We start from the raw sequence: 18,423 nt of genomic DNA, 5'->3' as shown, positions 1-18,423 counted from the left end.
TTCCCCTCGCTGCGGCTGGGCCTCAGCGGCGCAGCGTACGGGCGCACTTCTGGCCGGGCCGCGTAGTGGCCTTGCGCCAGCGGGTTGGCGTCGAGGGGATAGGGAAGCGATGACGGCTGGGGACCGGTGACATGCCGCAGGTTACCGAAGCTGAGGCTATGTTTCAGTGCCGGAGCGTAAGAGGGCCTTTGCGGAAAGACCGGTGGCTGCGCATAAGGCCGCGGCGGCATTGCATGGCTGGACGGCTGCCCCCACCCCTGCCGACCTTGTTGCTGTCGCCGATCATAGGGATTGGGCAGATGTGGCCTATCGTCAGGATAGGGCAAGGGCTGCGTGGAGGCGCTCTGTCTTTGCCCGTAGACCGGTGAATGGCTCGATGAGGCGGATCCCGGAGTCGTCCCTAAGAAGGCCGACAATCTGTCGTTGGACACGCGACGAGCCATCGACGCATTGCCGGAATGCGAGGGAGGCCGGCTGGCGAGCCCCGCCACGTTCTCCATCGAAGGACGGAGCGCCGCGGGTTTCGGAGGCAACGCCGGCCCCGCCGGCACTTGCGGCGCGGAAGCCGGCTGCCATCCTGGCACGAGAACGGCCGGCACATTGTTCAGTTTGTTGTTGAATCTCGCGTTCACGGCCAGGCTCCAAGGCATCACCCGATCACAGCGTGCGTTCAACCGGTGGCAAGCCTCCGCGACGGAGTGAAGATGGTGATGCTTCTGCGAAGTGCCGGCGGGCCGATGCGGCACATGCGTCTCTCCGCACCACTAGGCGAGCGGGTCGGCTACGGTTTGGGCAGCCGTATGACTCGTGTGGTATCGGCGTTGGCTGACTCGTCACCGAGCACCCGGCTGCGAAACGCCGGTGCGACATTCCACGGGTGCTGATCGTCGGTGAGGACGGTCACGGCTTGCCCGGCGTGAGCATCGCCACCGGGGTCTCGTCGGCGTGCAGCACCGGGCAGCGCAGCAAAGGTCGCTTTGATGCCTGCTGCCGCGCCGGGCTATGCCGGCCTCGCGTTCGGGCTGGCCGTGCGCACGCTCAGCCCGAACAGCAGCACCAGCGCCGCGCCGGTCAAGGCCGCCGACAGCAACGGCAAGCCTGACATCGGCATTCCTGCATCAATCGCGCGCGCGCCGATCCACGCGGCCACCGCATTGCCCAGGTTGAAGGCCGCGATGTTGAGCGTGGAGCCGAGCGCCGGGGCGTCGGCCGCCTCGTCGAGCACACGGCTTTGCAGCCCCGGTGCGGTGGCGAAGGCCGCCATGCCCCAGAGGAAGATGCCCGCCGTCACCAGCACCGGCAGGGCCAGCACGAAATGCAGCGCCACCTGCAACGCCGCCAGCGTGCCCAGGACCGCGAACATCGAGCGGCCGGGCCAACGGTCCGCGGCCCACCCGCCCAGCATGTTGCCGACCGTGAGGCCCAGGCCGAACAGCAGCAGCAGGGCGTTGACCTGGGCGGCGCTGAAACCGGCCTCGGTCTGCAGCAGCGGCGACAGGAAGGTGAGGGTGGTGAAGATGCCGCCGAAGCCCAGCGCGGTGAGCCCCAGCGCCCCCAGCAAGCGCGGCCGCAAGACGATGCGCCAGCCGGCCCCGCCGCGGCTGCCGTGCAGTTGCAGGGAGCGGGGCACCAGCACCAGCAGTGCCGCCAGCGCCACCACGCCGAGCCCGCTGACGCACCAGAAGGTCGCGCGCCAGCCGGCGTACTGGCCGATCCACGCGCCGGCCGGCACGCCCAGCACGTTGGCCAGCGTGAGGCCGCTGAACATCAGCGCGATCGCCGCGGAGCGGCGTTGCGGCTCCACCAGCGCGGCGGCCACCGTGGCGCCCAGCCCGAAGAACGCGCCGTGCGTGAGCGAAGCGACGATGCGCCCGGCCATCAACCAGCCGTAGTCGGGCGCCAGCGCGCACATCAGGTTGCCGACGATGAACAACACCATCAGCGCCGACAGCGCGCGGTAAGGCGTGGCGCGCGCGGTCAATGCCGCCAACGGCGGCGCGCCCAACGCCACGCCGAGCGCGTAGCCGGTCACCAGGAGCCCGGCACTGGGCAGGGTGACGCCGGTGTCGGCGGCCACCGCCGGCAGCAGCCCCACGATGACGAACTCGGTAGTGCCGATGGCAAAGGCCGCGAGCGCGAGCGCCAGCAGCGGCAAGGGAAACGCGGTGCTTCGGGTGTTCATCACTGCACCTCCGCGGCGGCGGCGGCGCCCAGCAGCGCACTCAGGTCGATGGCCTCGGCCATCGCCCGGTAGCCGGCATCCCCGGGGTGCAGGTGGTCGCCGGAATCGAAATCCGCGCGCAGCCGCGCCGGGTCGGCCGGGTCGCGCAGCACGGCATCGAAGTCCACCACCGCGTCGAACACTCCGGCCTCGCGGATCCAGCGGTTCAGGCGCTGTCGCAGCGCGTCTTTCTCGGGGCTGTAGTGGCCCTCCAGCGGCGTGCCTTTCAAGGCGTCCTTGAAGGGCGGCAGCGTGGCGCCCACCACGCGCACGCCGCGCGCACGGGCCTGCTCGACCAGCTGCCGCAGGCCGCGCTGCAACTCGGCCAGCGAGGGCAAGGGCTCGGTGCTGGCAAACGGGCCGCCGGGCCAGCCGATGTCGTTGGTGCCCAGCAGCACGACCACGGCGCGCACGCCGGGGCGGCCCAGCACATCGCGTTCGAAGCGGGCCAGCGCGCTGGCGCCCATGCCGTCGCGCAGCAACCGGTTGCCGGAGATGCCGGCGTTGAGCACCGCCACGCCCCGCGGCGCCAGGCGGCGCGACAAGTGGTCGGGCCAGCGCTGGTCCGCACCCGGCGTGGCGCCGTTGCCGTCGGTGATGGAGTCGCCGATCGCCACCACGGCGGCGGGCGGGCGGCCCGTTTCCACCAGCACCTCCGTGACAAACGCTCGCGCGGTGAGCGCCCGTGCCTGCGGTGTCGCGGGTTGCCCGGTGGCGTCGCCTTGCATCAGCAAGGCCGGCTCGCGCGCATCCCAGTGCATGCCCGCCACGGTGGCGGTACCGGGCAGGTGCAGATCGACCTGCAAACGGTCGCCGGCCTGTGTGGGCAAGGCCACGGCATCGCTCAACAACCGGGCGCCGGGCGGCACCAGTGCATCGTCGGCCCCCTGGAACCGCACCGCCAGCGCCGGCGCGGCGCCCGGGGCCCGCACCGTCATGCGGCCCACTTTCAGCGGCGCCGTACCGTATTCGTTGCTGACCACGAGGCGCAGGCGCTTGCCGCCCAGGCTGGCGCGCAGCGTCTGGCGCAGCGTGGCGTCTTGCAGCGTGCGCGGCATGCCGAGCGGCAGCACGAAGCCGTCGCCCCACACCGGTTGCGGGCTGGCGGCCCAGGCCGGCTGCCACACCGGGGGCGCGGCAGCGCCCTCGGGTGTTGAAACGGAAGACGGCGCGGCGCCCGCGAGCAGCGGCGCCAGCACGAAGGAAATGAGCAGGGTTTGGTGCAGCAGGTTCATGGCGTCACTGTGGCCAATTCCAACTGCGATGAGAAGACGGCAGAATGGAAGCCAGCTCATTCGAAACTGGAATGCCCACCATGGACCGGCTGCGCGCCATGAATTACTTCGTGAGGGCTGCCGAGCTGGGCAGCCTGTCGGCGGCAGCCCGCTCGCTGGCCACCACGCAACCCACCGTGAGCAAGCAGATCGCCGCGCTGGAGGCCGCCTTGCGCGTGCGCCTGCTCGAGCGCGGCCCGGCGCGCGTGGTGCTGACCGACGAGGGCGCGCGCTTTCTGGACAGCGCACGCCGCCTGCTCGAGGACTACGACGAAGCCGTCACCGCACTCGACGAACGCACCCGCCAGCCGCGCGGCCTGGTGCGCATCTCGGCGCCCGTGGCGCTGGGCGAGCTGCACCTGAACGCGTTGATGCTGCAGGCGCTGCAGCAATACCCGGAGCTGCGCATCGACCTGCTGCTCGAAGACCGCTTCGTCGACCCGATCGAGGAGCGCTTCGACCTGATGGTGCGCATCGGCCACACCCTGCCGCCCGACCTGGTAGCGCGCGAGCTGGCCACGTGGCCGCGCTACATCGTGGCCTCGCCCGACTACCTGCAGCGCCACGGCCGCCCGCGCCGCCCGCAAGACCTGGTGCGCCACCCCTTCCTGCGCTACCTGCTCGGCGCCGATGACACCGTGCAACTCACCGGCCCCGGCGGCACCGTCGACGTGCCGGTGACCGCACGCTACCGTCTGAACAGCGCCGTGGCATTGCTCGACGCCGTGCGCGACGGCGCCGGCATCGCCTTCCAGCCCTGCTGGATGGTCAACGAGTTGCTGCGCCGCAAGGAACTGGTGCGCCTGCTGCCGCAATGGACCGGCCCGTCGCAGACGGTGCACCTGGTCTACCCGCCGCGCCGGCGGCAGCCGATGCGTGTGCAGCTGATGCTCGACCTGCTGGCGGCGAAGCTCCGGGCGTTGTAGTGCGCTTTGCGAAGACGTTGTGCAGGAGCGGGCCCCCTGCTCGACGCGACGGCCCACGAGTGTGGCATCGTCGTGCAGCGGTATCGGCCCTGACCGCGTGGTCGCGCGGCCGAGCGTTCAACGCGATGGGGGGCGCTGCACCGTGACCAGCCAGATGCCGTAGCACACCAGCACCAGGGCCACCGCGTTCTTCCACTGCAGCACGCTTTCTTGCAGGAAAGCGGCCGACAACAACGCACCGAAAACCGGCACCAGGAAGTTGAACGCCGTGACCGTGCTGACGCGGTTGACCTTGAGCAGCGCGCTCCACAGCGCGAACGCCGCCGACGACAGCAGCACCAGATAGGCCAGCAGTGCGGTCGACGCCACCGTGAAACCCGACAGATGGCCGCCGGTGCCATAGCCGATGGCGAGCAACGCGACCCCACCGATGCCCAGCTGCCAGCCGGTCATCAACAGCGGGTCGAGCTGCTGCGACAGCCGCTTGCCATAGATGGCCGCCGCCGACAGCACGAACGCTGCGATCACCACGAAGCCCTCGCCCAGCAGCGTGAACTCGAACTGCAGCAGGTCACCGCTGAAGTTGACCGCCATCACGCCCGCCAGCCCCAGGCCGCAGCCCAGCAGCTTGCGGTGGCTGATGCGGTCGTTGTGATAGATGAAATGCGCCAGCAGCACGCTGAAGAAGGTGCCGGTGGCGTTCATGATCGACCCCTTCACGCCGGTGGTGTGCGACAGCCCAACGTAGAAAAAGAAGTACTGCAGCGTGGTCTGACTCAGGCCCAGCACCGCTGTGGCCCGCCAGTGGCCACGCATGGGCTGCAGCACCGCCGCGCCCCGGCAGGCCGCGAACGCACAGAGCACCAGCCCCGCGAACAGGAACCGGTAGCCCGCGAACACCAGCTGCGACGCCACGTCGGCCGGCGCGATGCCGAACAGCGCATAGCCGTTCTTGATGGCCGGGTAGGCACTGCCCCACAGCAGGCAGCACAGCGTGGCCAGCACCGCCACCATGCGGCGGTCGGTGAAGAGGGAGGCGCTGGGCACAGCGGCGGCAGGGGACATCGTGCGGCTCATGGCAGGGGCCGGGGGCAGGCGGAAAGGCGGCATTGTGTCGAGCGCGGGCAGCCGGCGTGCACGGCACGGCGCAAACCCCGCCGATGACTGGTGCGATGTGTGCAGCATTGCACCCCGCACATCGCACAGGGGTACTGCGGGCGGAGCGTGCAGCGCGTGGCGGCCACGTGCAGAGTCGCCCGTTCACCGGTGTCACAGCCACGCGAGCCGGCGCGTCTTAGGGGTGCAGCTCGCTCGAGAGCAGCGCTCAAAGCCCAAGGAGTCCATGCATGTCCACCCCCGTCAACCCGGCACGGCCCGCGTTCACCCTCACCAACCCCGCCGGCCTGTACGACCCGGCGCCCAACGGCTATTCGCACGTGGCGCTGCTGCAGCCCGGCGCCCGCCTGGTCTTCGTTGCCGGGCAGGGCGGCGAGAACGAGCACGGAGAGCTGCCCGCGGACTTCGGCGCGCAAGTGCGGCAGGGCTTGAGCAACCTGCGCATCGCGCTGGAGGCTGCAGGCGCCGGCCCCAGCGACGTGGCCAAGCTCACGGTGCTGATCGTCGACCACAGCGAAGCGCGGCTGCATGTGTTCGGCGAAGAACTGGTGCGTGCCTTCGGGCCGGGCCCGAAGCCGACGTGCACGCTGATCCCGGTGCCGCGGTTGGCGCTGGATGGGATGTTGTTCGAAGTGGAGGCGGTGGCCGTGTTGGCGGGGTAGCCGCTGAGGCCGAGGCCCAATGGCAGGAGCCCCCAGACCTTCCCTACAACCAGTTGCCCGCCTTGCCCCCGGGCGGCGAGCTGGAAAGCCGCGCCGTGCTCAAGGCTTGCATCGAAGCCCGGGCGGCGTTGGCGGAGCTGAAGCAGGCGGCCGAGCGCATCCCCAACCAGGCGATGCTCATCAACACCCTACCGTTGCTGGAAGCCAAGGACAGCGTGAAATGCCATTCGGCAAGGAGAAGCTTTTCATTCATCCCAAGCTGATGCAGCTGCTCAGCCGAGACAGCGACGAATTTCCGCCCTGCGCCTGGCCCGGACTCGGCCCCGCGTGCGTGGCGTCTGGCACTCATTCGCCCGCAAGCGAAGGCAACTTCTGCGCTGAAGCTGTGTCCGCTGCCCCGGCAGCCAAGGGGCTCCGGGGGTGGCCAGCCCGCTCGCCCCCGATGCGGGGGATGTCACGCCGGCGCGTGCAGTGGCAGCGTGCGGGCTTGAGCCGTCCCTGGCCACAGCGCCGCAGCGCCGGCGACCCTGAGCGCAAAAACCACCACGCATGACGAGGAGCACCGATGCACCCCCGCGCAGCCCGCCCCGTTGAAGCACCCTCATGGCGCCGCCAGTGGGCCCACACCCTCATCGACAAGGTCGTGCTGGCCGTCATCGTCTTCGTCGCGACCAGCGCCGCCAACCTGTGGTTCGACCAGCAGAAGGCAACGGCGGCCCTGCGCCTCACCGATTCGAACCTCATCACCGAGAGCGCCACCGCCCTGTGGAAAGACATCGGCGTCTTGCAAGGCCAGTACGGCGCGCTGCACCAGGCGCGGCGCGAACAGTGGTTCGCGAAGACGATGCTGAGGCAGCCCGGCAAGGAAGCCGACGCCGACATCCAGCAGCGGGCCGAGACGCTGCGCCAGCGCAAGGACGAACTGAGCCGCAAGGTGTGCGCCGAAGAGCACGTCATCGGCGAACCGATGGTGCGCCACCTGCTTCAGTATCTGTACCTGCTGGACGGGTACTACGAGTCGGAAGCGAAAGCGCTCGAAGCCTCGGACCCCGAGGCACAGAAGTTCAACCGTGAGATGGCGAAGGGCCTGGCCGACGTTCTGGCCACGCTGCGCCTGGATGTCGTGTCCACGCGCGAGTACGCGTTGCGCCAAGTGAGTCGCTGATGGATAGACGTCCCGGCAAGGCGGTCTTGTCGGCATGACGTCGCCCCATGTCGCAGCTTGTCAGAAATGTCGACACGTTCTGCGGACGCGTCGTCCGCAGCGACCTCAACCGAGGCGCCTCATGTTGAAGCGGTAGTGCCGGCGCGCAGCTTGCCGCCGAAATGCCCATCCCCGCCCAAACCCAGCATCAGGCGGTGCGTCGCCCGTGTGGCTGCGACATAGAGCACGCGCGCCGCTTCATGTTCCTCTTCGTCAGGAACGGGCATGTGTCCGACACCCGGCAGCGCCACCACGGGGAATTCAAGGCCTTTGCTGGCCTTCATCGTCATGACCTTGATCGTGTCGGCCTCGGGCCTGTAGTCGCCGGGGCGTTTGCGGACCGCGTGCGGCAGCTTCTGCTGGCGCAGCGCATGGGCGCACAGGTCCATGGTCTTCCAGTCGGCGCACAGCACCGCCATGTCGCCCCACGCAAAGCCGTCGTGGTGCGCCTGCTTCAGCTGTTCGGCGATGGCCCAGGCCTCTTCGCGCAGCGTCGGCAGGTTGATCAGCACCGGGGCCTCGCCGTCGCGCCCGCAACTGATGGGCTTGAGCACCGGGATGCCGTCTTCGTCGGTCTCGTCGGGGGTCAGCAGATCGGCTGCGACGGACGAAGCCACCTGCAGGATCTGCCGGGTGTTGCGGTAGTTGATCTTCAGGATGGTGGTGCGGCCTTGCGCCTGCACGCCCACGCTTTTGAAGCTGAACTGCCTGGTGCGCCCGCGTTCATAGATGCTCTGCGCGTCGTCGTACAGCAGCAGCAAGCTGTTGGTGGCCGGGTCGACCATCTGCGTGACCAGCTTCAGCCATTCCGGCGCAAAGTCATGCCCCTCGTCGATCAGCACCGCCTGGTATTGCCCGCTCGGAATCTGCTTGCGCTCGACGCCGCGGATCACGCCATCGACCAGGGCCTGCACGTACTGCGCCGACGACATCTGACCCGGCAACGGCTGGCCAAAAGCCACCAGCTGGTCGCGGCACCACTTGTGAAAGTGCCGCACGTGAACTCGTTCATCGGGCACCTTGGCCGCCATCGTGCTCGCCAGCTTGACGGCCAGCGGCTCGTTGAAGCACAGCACCAGGATGGGCTTGCTGCCCGGGCCCCCGGCACGTGCCAGCGCCTCGGCGCGGTAGCCCAGAATCATGGTCTTGCCCGAGCCCGCCACGCCGTGAATGATGCGATGGCCATCGCCGAGCGAGCGCGCCAGCTGCTCCTGCTGCAGGTCCATCACCCGCATGATGCTCGGCGGTTCTTCCGCCGCCGCGTCGGCGTCGTCCAACAGCGAGGCTTGCGCCTGCACGCGCACCTGCGGAAACATGATCCAACGCACCCGGTCCAGCTGCGGCAGGCTCATCGCGCCGCGCATCAGGTAGGGGAACATGCCCCACAAGCGGCTTTGCAGCGCTTCGGGTTCGACGCTTTCCAGCATCTCGTCCTGGCAGACCACCCGATGCGGCTCGATCGCATGGTGCAGCTCGGCTTCCTGGAACTGCTTGCGCGTGATGTTCGGGAACACCACGCCATAGCTCCACGGAAACGCCAGCTTGGCCTGGTGCGGCCCGTCAGCCTGCACCAGCTGCGGGTCGCGTTCCAGCGCGTTGACCACCTGATGCGCGTATTGACGGGCCTGCTCGAGCGGGTTGATCACATGCTTGGGCTGCCCGTCCACCAGGATCACCCACGTCTGCTTGTCAGCCTGACGGAGGGTCGAGAGCCGCCAGTCTTTCACTTCCAGGATGAGGATGCCGCGCCGCGGGTGCATGACGCAGAAGTCCGGGTGCGCGTTGCGCGGCCCCATCGGCACGTCGTACCAGATCAGGTAGTCGTCGTCCAGCTTGGCTTCCAGGCGCTCGGCCACGCGGCGTTCCCCGCCGGTCATGCGGGACGTGGAACTGCCGAGTGATGGAATGAGAGTCGCCACCGTGAGATCCCCCGCCGAAGCGAGCGACATGCTGGACTGCCCCCGATTATGTAAGCGTCAGCCCGCAGTGGCGCGCCACCTGGCAAAGGTGGCAGGTCGGATGGCGCAAGCGCCTGCCATACGTGCTCAACGAGCCGAGCCGGCCACCATGTTGCGCAGGCCCAGCACGTTCACCGCCGCCATGCGGGCATAGACGTGCAGTGTCGACAGATCGGTCGACAACTTGGCTTTCGCCGCTTCCTTCCACGCCGGGTGCGTCGGCGGGTAGGCCTGCGCGGTTGCCTGATACGCCTGCTCGACCGCCGCCTGCAGTTGCGGGAGCTGCTGCTTCACGGCTTCGCGGTTGGCAAGCAGCTGCGACACCGGCGTCTGCCGCAGGGCACGCCAGGTCTCGCGCACGTCCTGGAACGACGCCTGCACCTGCGGCGACGCGGCCTGCAGCCGCGGGTCGTTCCCTCGGGCGGCGTCCACCTGCTCGCCCAGGGCGTTGAAATGCGAGGTGTGCGACGCCGCCTGCTGCAAGACCTGGCCCAGCGGGGGCCGGTTCAGCAGGTGCGCCGAAAAGCCGAAGGTGCCCAGCACCTTGTCGGGCACGAACGCGGCGAGTTCGCGCCCCACCTGCCGCGCCAGTGCGGTCGACGCGCTCGGCCGGCTTTGCGGCAGCGGGCCGGCCCCGCCGGCCCATGGGTTGCGGCCAGGCGCGGCAGTGCTGGGCAGCAGCGCCCGTTGCTGCGGGGCTGGCCCGCCGGGCACACCGCGCGAAGCCAATGGGCTGGCGTGGGCCGCGCCATGGCTGCCGCCGCCTCTGTGGGGCTGCGGTGTCTGGGGCAGTGGGGTGTACGAGTAGCCTCGAAGCGGCCCTCGGGCGCCGTCGATCGCCATGCGGACTCCTGGAATGGCTGGAGCATCGGGCAGGGCGCGCCGGCAGCACAACGCCGATGCGAAGCGGGGGCAGCTGAGGCGAACCGCGTGGCGGTCAATGCAGCGTGTACGGCCAATGCCCACCCTGCGACTGCCGCACTCGCTTCACCTCGGCGATCAGGTCTTCGTCGGACTCATGCAGCGGCACCGAGGCGGCTCCCGTCATGGCGGCATGGCAATACACCTCGCCGAACAACTGTTGGCGCTGGAGTTTGCTCAACGGCGGGTGGGGCAGGTCGCCGGCGGGTTGTTCACCCCCGGCGTTCCGCCCCATGCCCAGCGATGTCAAGCCAAACAGAAGCTCGAGTTCCTGCCGGGCACTCGGCTCGGCGTTTCTGCAGGCCTCGACATTGCGGATCAGTTCTTCGTCGCTGGTCTCAGGGCTTAGCACCGGCAGGAAGGCTGCGCCGCACAGCGCTCCATGCAGATCGACTTCGAGCATCAGCGCATCGCGCTGCTCCTGGGTGAGGGGCAGGCTCAGGCTGGCCAGGTCGAGAGGGTCTTGCGGGTGGGTCATTCGAGGGCTCCCTGTTGTGGCGCATCGCTTGCGATGGCGCAGTGGTTGATGACTTCAGCGCTGCCTCGGCCGGGCCAGCCAAAGCCCCAGCATCACGACGAACCCGCCGACGGCAGCGTGCCAGACCACGATCAGCGTGGCTGCATCGATCAGGCGCAGGTGCGACAACTCCACCGCCACGGGTTGCCAGCCGGAGGACAGCTTCACGAAAGCCAGAAGGCGGAGCAGTTCCACCATCGACGCAAGCACCAGCACTTGAAACACAAAGCGCAAGGTTTGCGCAGGCGTGGCGGCTCTACCGGAATGCCAGGCCCGCCCGGCAAAGACACTGGCCAGCAGCAATGCGACCGGTGTCGATATAGAAAGCGATAGCACGTTGCCATCGAAGCCGCCAAGGTGCCAGGCAGCAATGACAAGGCCGTAGATGGCCAGGAATGTCAACAATGGCATTTGACGGCCCCCTCCCTTGGGCTACTCGCTGATGCACTGCGCCCCTTCGCACCTTCTGCCCCGATGTGGCTCTGCAGATGCACTGAGCAAGATGGACCCTCCCTTGTGAGAACGCTTTGGCGTCCCCACGCGATCGAGGCAATCAAGACAATCGACGCCGTTGTTTCTCGACCTGTGCCCGCAGGTATGGGTTCCGCACTGCTGCCTCGGTGAGCAAGTACACGGGTCGATCCAGCAGCGCTTCGAGCGCGTGGCTCAGGGCGAAGTAGGCCCGGGCAAATGCTGGCGGCACGAGGTCTTCGAACTCCACGACAAAGACCCATTGCTCAGCTGCACCCTTCGGGTCCGACTCCGGCACATCCAAACGGAGCACGTGGTTTTCGCGGCAGAGCGTGGCCAGTGTCTCCTGCTTCCCCAGGCGCAGATTCAACGGTCGAGCACTCCGCTGCACGGTTTTTCAGGCCAGCCCTTGCTTGCGACGCTTGTCGCGTGCCCGCTTCTCCTTGAGCGTGAACTGGGGGATTGGTTTGCCATAGTCGATGGCCGCATGAGACGCCCGGGGCCCTCCCATGGGTGGGTCAACCGAGCTGCCTACGCTGGCCTGGATTTCATCGGGCCACCGTGGCACGCCTTTGCCCTTGTGAGCCAACCACCTGATGAGGCTTGCGGGTACGGTCAGGGGCAGGAGAAACACGAGCATGAACAGGCCCACAGGAATGGTCAGGAACCATGCTCCTCTGAGCGCTTCACCCGTCCAGTAGGCCTTGCTGCCGGGACCGAGGAGTGGCTGTGCGAACGTCAGCGCGCCCCACCAGTTGCCCATGGACTCGTCGACGTAGAGCGCGTCCCCGTACGCGAGCGCAGGTCCCTCCCCACGCATGTAGCGGCGAATGTGTTCCCATCGCCCCATTTGGGTTGCCCCCCCGTCATAGCCCATGGTGAAGCCAACGCCGAACCTCGCGATGACGTTGGTGCCGCCGGGCCGATCCGTCACGGCCAGCATCAAGGCATATTCCTTCCGGGGCAGGTTCGTTCCGCCAAGGACCTGCAACTCGGCCACTTCGCCGCGCACGGATTCCCAATCGAACGAGTCAACCCGGAAAGAGGTGCGGCCGAACAACTTCCAGACCTCCCACCAGGGGGTGCCGAGGTCTGAGAAAAGGTGCACTTTTTGAGCTTGCTTGTCGAAAAGCACAGGCTGGTACCGATAACCAACAGAATCTATGCGGCCAACCGCAAGAGTAAGTACCAGGCCGAATACCCATAGCGCGTGGAGCGGGTACGCCGTCGGAGCGTCGAGCAGGGTCCAGATGCCCAGCGCGAGGCAGATCAGCGCCGCAGTTCCCATCCATGCAGCCATGTAGCCGTCGATAGATCCCATCTGGTCGATGAATTCGATTCCGTGCTCGTAGACAGCTCGGATCGAGCCACCGCCGGTCGCCGAGGAGTCGACTCGCTCATGCAAGGGAGGCAGCAACACGTGCGGCCAGGGGTTGGCCGGCTCCAGCTGCTCACCCGGCGGTGCCTTATCGTTCAAAGGAAGTCCTTTATCCATGCATACCCGCGAGCCAGCTTTGTCGCACCTGCCGTTCGATCCCATCGCTGCGCAGGGGTGGTCTTTGCCGCATGCGTCGTATCGTAGAGCACGAACGAACATCGGACTGCATTCACACCTTTCTCTGGTACTGCGTACCTCACGGTGACCACATGCATGCCTTGACGGTCGGGGCTTTCGGGCATCTGAATATCGCCGTCAGCAATCACTGCAACGGGTACAGCGTCGTCTGGGCTGCGATAGCCTTCCATTTTCAACGCGAGGCCGCGGCTGTCTGGGATCCAGTCCATGCTGGTGATGCGGGCCGTAATTTCGTCCGGGCCCACCAGCTCATCGTTCCATTCCAGCTCGATCTTCATACCTCTGGCGAGTGCACCGAGTTCATGCGTTTCCTCGTCTACCGACGAGAACTTCTTCATCAACGAATCCCCACCGATGCCGAAGTAGGTTCGGCGCAGAAATGACTCGCACTCGTCGTCTTCCAGAATGGTCGCGATGATGCCGATGGCGACGCCACCAATCCAAAGCATCAGCCCGATTCCTGACACAGTGAGGCCCAGGCCGGCGAGCGCCGAGACGCCCGTTGCCGGCAGCAGCGCAACACGCACGGCGCCTTGAAAGGCAACGCGAGACAGCAGAGCCGAACGCCAGGTCATGTATGAGCCAAGTGACATTCCGACGCCGCCGGATGCGTGGAAGGCTCCGCTCAGCGCGTGAACCGCCGTCGCATCCATGTCGCCTCGGTCAAATCTGGATCGAGCCTTGGCGAACGCGGACACCATGTCAAGGAAAGCGCCGCCTGCACCAAGCAGGCCCGCCCCGTACCGCAGAACGATGTGGCGAGGCACCCGTGAGGCGACTTCCGCCGCCCGCGGCGCAGCAACTCCTTCGGCTACCTTTGGCAACGCGAGTACATAACCCACTTCGAACGCCGCGCCCATGACGCCCAGCGCTGAGGAAAGCACGGCTGCTGCTGCGTCGACCTGCTCTACACCTCCCTTCTTGCTGAAATCATCGATCGCTTCGCTGAGGGCATAAGCCTGCAAGAACATAACTCCACCGCCCGTGAGCATGGGAAGCTTGTTCTTGCTCGCGCCGTCAACGAGCCGCTTCAACCACCCCTGTCTGAAAAGCGCCTGCTCACGCAAGACTTCGCGCGCAAATTCTTCAGGGAGCTCCGTAACCGCTTGCGGCATACCCAGCAAGTTCGGCCCCACCACCTGAAGCATCTTTGCATTCCTACGCTGTGCTGCATTCTTGATGGCCTCCTGGTCTAGCAGCAGCGGAACCAGCATGTCGTCGTGCATTCCCGCCAAACCTTGAAGCCTTCGCAGTTGGGCCGCTGAACTCGAAGCTGCTTTCGCTCTTGTTTGCTGCTGGCGGGCGCCTTTGGTGTTGAACTTCAGCTCAAACATCGGCGCTTTCAGCGCATCAATTGCCGCGTCCAACCATCGCCCGGCTTTCCATTTGACGAAGACGAAATACTGGCGCTCTGAGGTGCCGAGAAAGTGCAGCAACGCAGACGCCCGCACCCAAAGCACGCGCTTCTTTGATGCGTCCTCCGCAGTCAAAGCAAGTCCGTATCTCTTCGCCTTCTCGGCGTCGAGGGCCGCGGCCGTCATCACTGCGGTAGCTTGAACCGCCGCGCGGGCGAGCTGCTCGGCAAAAAGAGTTGCCGGCTCGCGCAGTCTTTGCCATGCCTGGTAGAACTCGCCCCAGTCTTCACGTTTGGCCATCAACACATCGTAAAGGTCCGCTCTCATTCCGTGGTCGGGCGGCTCTCCAAGGAGCCCTTCCGCTAAGTCAAACTCCGTCAGCAGCGCCTGCGCAATCCAGTGGGTTTTGTCCGATTCGTCCTTTCCGAACATCTTCACCATGTGGGTCAGCATCACCGGCGTCATCGCAGCCATGCCGTAAGCCCGCTCGGTGGCCGCCAACCGATCAAACGCTTCCTGCACCTGGATCCGCACCTCCATGTTCGGCCGCTGTTTTCCGCAGAGGGCTGGGGCGGCGTCGAACTGGTGTGTCATGCAGGTCATGATGGGTTGGCTTTCCAGCCACGCCACGCGGTCTGTCTCGGTGCTGACGAACCGGTCTTCCCAGTGGTCGTTCCAGCCCTTGTGCAGCTTCTCGAAATCTTCGACCGCCGCCATGTCGACCTTGCCCAGGTAGCGTTCGGAGCGGCCCTTCGCCTCTTCCTGGCCCATGGCCTGGGCGGCCCTTTCCACATGCGCCTGTGAATAGACCACGCGGCCCAGCCCTTCCGGGTGCGGCTGCGGCTGGCCGTCGACGGTGCGGGTCAGCGGCTTCCACACGGTGCCCGGCGGGTACAGGCCGTTGCGCTTGTTGGCTTCGAACGCTTCGCGCGTCATCGGCGCGTTCTGCGGGCCGTTGAGCCACTGCTGAGCCTTGGCTTCGACCTGCCTGCGCGCCACCTCGACCGCCCACGCCTGCACATACCGGACGTTCACGGTCGACTGGTGCTTCCAGGCCCAGTCGGGGTCGCGCTTGCCGAACCGCTTGGGCCCCAGCGCGGTGAACTCGGTGTATTCGGACTGCACCTGCCCCACCAGTGCCGCAAACTCTTCGGCCAGGCCGATGGGGTCGCGCACGTAGGCAATGATGGCCTTGTTCTCGGCCTTCGGGCCGGCGGTCTTTTCGATCAGGCGCACGCGATCGACCAAGGCCCGGGCCTGCCCGAAGCGCGCCTGCGGCAACGGAACCACCGCGTTCTGGAACACCGGCACCATCGGGTTGAACTTGGCGCCGCCCGGCGGCACCTCGTCATTGAAGTCGACGACGTTGTGTTTCAGCGCTTCCTCGTTGAGGGGCACACAGCCCTTGCCCGGCATGCTGCCGCCGTCCATCCAGGTCTGCGCCCAGATCAACGTCATCGACTCCAGGCGCTTGTTCGCGTCGTTGTGAAAACCCGCCAGCACCTGCGGCGTCCACAGGTGCGGCGAATAGCCCACCCAGATGGCCGGCTGGTTGCCCGCGCCGATCAGGGTGATCAGCCCCGCCGGCAGGTTGGAAGCCCCGCGCTGGCACACTGACTCGGCAGTTTCCGGCTGCACCGCTGCGCGCTTGCCTGCGTATTCGGCAGGGGTCACGTGTTCCAGCAGCTTCTTGTAGGTGCCGTCGCTGAAGCATTGCCACACGTCCCACACGCCACGCTTGTCGTAGAAGACGAACACGAAGCCCCTGGGCAGCAGGCGGATCACGGGCGCCGCGGCGCGCCACTCCATGCTCGCCAGAATCGGGTCCAGACCGGGCTGAAAGACGTAGCCCGCTTCTTTCAGCGCCTTGGCGTGCTGCTTGTCGACCACGCTGGCGGTGACCAGCATGGCAGGAAAGTCGAACCGTTCGCAGCGCTGGCAGTCGGCTTTCATGACATAGGCGGGCCTGCCGCCCGGCACTGCAGGCCGGGCGGTGGTGGGTGTGCTCATGGTGTTCCTCCCTCATGTTGTTGGTGGTGGCCGGGTCAGCTACCTTGGTTGGCGGTATCGCTCCCAGAACTCCTCGGGCAGCTCGGCAATGTGGTCGGACAGCGTCCCCGGGTTCAACCCGGCGTGGCGCACGGCGGTGACCAGCGCCGGGTCTTGCTGGAAGATGCCGTGCAAGCCCAACGCGATCAGCACAAAGGTCTGCAGGTCTCGGCCGTCCAGGCCCCAGGCGTCGGCCTGCACCACCAGGTGGTGCACCTTCTCGGTGGCGTTGCGCGGCAGCGGTTCGGCTTCGCGTTCACGCCAGGCTTCGACCAGGTGGTTCACCAGGCCGACGTGGTGCATGGAGGCCCACTGCGGTGGCGTGACGTGCAAGGCCGGCTGGGCCAGCAGGCGCTCTACCGGGTCGGCAGGTTGGGGCGCGGCGGCGTCGGGTGCCGGGGCTTCGAACTGCACCAGGTGGCCCGCGGCATCGACCGCCAGCCACAAGAGCTGGTTGCCCAGCAATGCAGTTTTCTGGTCGTGGCCCATGCTGGCCCACAGCACGGTCATCGTTCGCGGGTCATGCCAGCGCAGCCAGCGGCGTTGCCTGTCAGACGGGTCCGTGCGCTGGCTGCAGGTTGTGAAGCGCCGAGCGATGGTTGCCGCGTCGTCCGGGCTGACCAGCCAGCCGCAAATGGCGCGGCCGGTGCCTTCGTTGAGGTCGGGTTCGGGTGCCGGCGCATGCAGGTCTGCGTGCGAGCGGGTGATGGTGTCTTCCAGCAGCGGGTCGTCGAGTGCGGGGTCGGTTTCCAGCAGGTAGGCGGCCACCCGCCGGCAGTCGAGCTCGAAGACACGCGGGTAGTGCGCCTCTCCGTACCCCGCGCCGGCAGCCCAGCGCACCAGCGCTGTTCCGCGGCGCGGCGGTGTACCCGGCTGCGCCAGGCCGAGCGGGTCGTCGTAGCCGGGGGCGTAGAACAGAAAGATCTTCGACTCAGCCCAGCGGGCCTGTGCCGATTGCAGGGTGTCGAGCACCTGGCGGCGGAAGTCTGTGAGGTTCATGGGGCGCGATGTGCGGAGGCTGGGCCACCGGCACGTGCGCCAGCCGCTACAGCAAGGTGAGCCACGGAACTGCGGCAGGGTGGGGGGCCAGGATGGCGAAGGATGTGGGGCAGCGGCTCACGGCGCGCGCACGGAACGGCCATGCCCACGCGAGCAGCGCGCGTGGGCAGCATGGCGTTGGGGCCGAACTTCGCCCGAGGGTGGGCGCCTCGCAGGCGCTTGCGCGGCTTGGTGTCGTTCATTTCGTGCGCACCGTGTTGACATGCACGGTTGGAGGAGCAGCACGACTACCAACTGCTAGAGCAGCTCTCCCGGTGAGAAGTGGCGCAGTCTTGCACAGCAGGCAGATCATGGAACCCCGCATTTCGGGGAGGGGCGGCTGCGGCAGGCGGAGGAGCACCCGGGGCAGATACACATCGAACCAAATCGCGGCGCCAGCAGGACTTGGTGTGGCGCCGAGTCACCATTACGATCCGGTTTCGCCCATTCGACCCAGACGTACTCGGCCAAGAAGTAGCGCAATGGGCTTCATCAGAGGGAGAGTTCCATGAGTCAGTACGTCCACGAAACGGCCAAGCCGGAACTGCCGCATTGCGGCAAAGCACAGTTGTCGCTGCGCTTCAGCGGCTCGCACGTGGGCAGCGCGGTGTGCATCGAGCCATCACTGCAGATGGACGCGCTCGTGGAGGCGCTGCGTGAGGAACTGAATGAAGAGCGCCTTGCCATGTCCTGCTGACCGTCACGTACAGAACCCGGGAGCTGCTGCAATGAGCAAGCGCGTGGTGAATGGTGTTTGCGGAATGGCAGCCGTGATCGTCTTTGCACTCGCGGCTTATGTCACCACGATTAACCTGATCGAGGCCTATGGCAGCGGCCCGCCGTACTACGGCATGACGACCAACATGGACAAGTGGGAGCGCCCGGTGGGCTTTCTTGTGGGCCTGAATGTGGTGGCGCTCATTCTGATCGTCGTGCTCGGCCGCGTCGCTCGCAAGAACTGGCAATAGAACGACCCTCTCAGAACGGCAGCGGCAACTGCTGCTCCCTTGAATCGCCCCGGGATTTGAGGAGGCTCTTTTCTCTGAGAGGATGGAGCCATGAACAAGAAGTCGAACAAGTTCTCACCCGAGGTGCGCGAGCGCGCGGTGCGTATGGTGCAGGAGCACCGAGGCGA

General features: G+C 66.9%; 17 protein-coding genes. 6 read left to right on the top strand and 11 right to left on the bottom strand.

Going from position 1 to position 18,423, the window contains the following annotated elements:
- Positions 1–1,000: 1,000 nt before the first annotated feature.
- Both M8A51_RS21885 and M8A51_RS21880 read right to left on the bottom strand, forming a co-directional pair.
- Complete coding sequence (locus M8A51_RS21885) at positions 1,001–2,182, bottom strand: MFS transporter (protein WP_251780664.1); 1,182 nt, start codon at positions 2,180–2,182, stop codon at positions 1,001–1,003.
- Positions 2,182–3,456 (bottom strand): SGNH/GDSL hydrolase family protein, encoded by a 1,275-nt coding sequence (locus M8A51_RS21880; RefSeq protein ID WP_251780663.1) that lies wholly within the window; start codon positions 3,454–3,456, stop codon positions 2,182–2,184. The genes M8A51_RS21885 and M8A51_RS21880 overlap by 1 nt, the downstream gene beginning before the upstream one ends.
- A 71-nt stretch (positions 3,457–3,527) precedes the next feature.
- Here M8A51_RS21880 and M8A51_RS21875 point away from each other — a divergent pair, with 71 nt between their 5' ends.
- A complete protein-coding gene (locus M8A51_RS21875; RefSeq protein ID WP_251780662.1) occupies positions 3,528–4,421 on the top strand; it encodes a LysR family transcriptional regulator in 894 nt (297 codons plus the stop codon).
- Positions 4,422–4,538: 117 nt separating this feature from the next.
- Here the strand turns inward: M8A51_RS21875 and M8A51_RS21870 are convergent, their stop codons facing one another.
- Entirely contained in the window at positions 4,539–5,486 is a 948-nt protein-coding gene (locus M8A51_RS21870; RefSeq protein WP_251780661.1) for a DMT family transporter, read from the bottom strand.
- A 281-nt stretch (positions 5,487–5,767) separates the two neighbouring features.
- On the opposite strand from M8A51_RS21870, the gene M8A51_RS21865 reads away from it, so the two are divergent.
- The 3 genes from M8A51_RS21865 (at position 5,768) to M8A51_RS21855 (ending at position 7,364) form a co-directional block, all read left to right on the top strand.
- On the top strand, positions 5,768–6,199 hold the full coding sequence (locus M8A51_RS21865; protein ID WP_251780660.1) for a RidA family protein: 432 nt from the start codon (positions 5,768–5,770) through the stop codon (positions 6,197–6,199).
- 62 nt (positions 6,200–6,261) lie between these two features.
- Positions 6,262–6,462, top strand: coding sequence for a Fic/DOC family N-terminal domain-containing protein (locus M8A51_RS21860; protein WP_455423532.1), 201 nt, complete (start codon positions 6,262–6,264; stop codon positions 6,460–6,462).
- Positions 6,463–6,764: 302 nt separating this feature from the next.
- Positions 6,765–7,364 carry a hypothetical protein gene (locus tag M8A51_RS21855; RefSeq protein WP_251780659.1) on the top strand — a complete coding sequence of 200 codons (600 nt, stop codon included), beginning with the start codon at positions 6,765–6,767 and terminating at the stop codon, positions 7,362–7,364.
- A 119-nt stretch (positions 7,365–7,483) separates the two neighbouring features.
- Here the strand turns inward: M8A51_RS21855 and M8A51_RS21850 are convergent, their stop codons facing one another.
- The 8 genes from M8A51_RS21850 to M8A51_RS21815 all read right to left on the bottom strand — a co-directional run bounded on the left by M8A51_RS21850 (position 7,484) and on the right by M8A51_RS21815 (position 17,249).
- A complete protein-coding gene (locus tag M8A51_RS21850) occupies positions 7,484–9,280 on the bottom strand; it encodes a DEAD/DEAH box helicase (RefSeq protein ID WP_251780768.1) in 1,797 nt (598 codons plus the stop codon).
- 168 nt (positions 9,281–9,448) lie between these two features.
- Positions 9,449–10,204: a hypothetical protein gene (locus M8A51_RS21845; RefSeq protein ID WP_251780658.1), complete on the bottom strand. Its 756-nt coding sequence runs from the start codon at positions 10,202–10,204 to the stop codon at positions 9,449–9,451.
- Positions 10,205–10,298: 94 nt separating this feature from the next.
- The gene (locus M8A51_RS21840) at positions 10,299–10,760 is read right to left on the bottom strand and encodes a hypothetical protein (RefSeq protein WP_251780657.1); all 462 of its coding nucleotides are present in this window, start codon (positions 10,758–10,760) and stop codon (positions 10,299–10,301) included.
- 54 nt (positions 10,761–10,814) lie between these two features.
- Positions 10,815–11,201, bottom strand: a complete 387-nt coding sequence (locus M8A51_RS21835) for a hypothetical protein (protein WP_251780656.1) — start codon at positions 11,199–11,201, stop codon at positions 10,815–10,817.
- Between the two features lie 151 nt (positions 11,202–11,352).
- Positions 11,353–11,640 (bottom strand): DNA polymerase III subunit beta, encoded by a 288-nt coding sequence (locus M8A51_RS21830; RefSeq protein WP_251780655.1) that lies wholly within the window; start codon positions 11,638–11,640, stop codon positions 11,353–11,355.
- Positions 11,641–11,667: 27 nt separating this feature from the next.
- A complete protein-coding gene (locus M8A51_RS21825) occupies positions 11,668–12,747 on the bottom strand; it encodes a DUF6708 domain-containing protein (protein ID WP_251780654.1) in 1,080 nt (359 codons plus the stop codon).
- Positions 12,744–16,211, bottom strand: coding sequence for a T6SS effector BTH_I2691 family protein (locus tag M8A51_RS21820; protein WP_251780653.1), 3,468 nt, complete (start codon positions 16,209–16,211; stop codon positions 12,744–12,746). Before M8A51_RS21820 ends, M8A51_RS21825 begins: the two co-directional genes overlap by 4 nt.
- A 39-nt stretch (positions 16,212–16,250) precedes the next feature.
- Entirely contained in the window at positions 16,251–17,249 is a 999-nt protein-coding gene (locus tag M8A51_RS21815; protein ID WP_251780652.1) for a DUF4123 domain-containing protein, read from the bottom strand.
- Between the two features lie 547 nt (positions 17,250–17,796).
- On the opposite strand from M8A51_RS21815, the gene M8A51_RS21810 reads away from it, so the two are divergent.
- Positions 17,797–17,985, top strand: coding sequence for a hypothetical protein (locus M8A51_RS21810; protein ID WP_251780651.1), 189 nt, complete (start codon positions 17,797–17,799; stop codon positions 17,983–17,985).
- 31 nt (positions 17,986–18,016) lie between these two features.
- On the top strand, positions 18,017–18,256 hold the full coding sequence (locus tag M8A51_RS21805) for a hypothetical protein (protein WP_251780650.1): 240 nt from the start codon (positions 18,017–18,019) through the stop codon (positions 18,254–18,256).
- Positions 18,257–18,423 lie beyond the last annotated feature (167 nt).

Origin of the sequence: Caldimonas mangrovi, assembly GCF_023721835.1 — a bacterium.
Lineage (GTDB): Bacteria > Pseudomonadota > Gammaproteobacteria > Burkholderiales > Burkholderiaceae_C > Caldimonas > Caldimonas mangrovi.
Note: the sequence above shows the minus strand (reverse complement) of the source record. Positions and strands in the feature narration are given on the sequence as shown.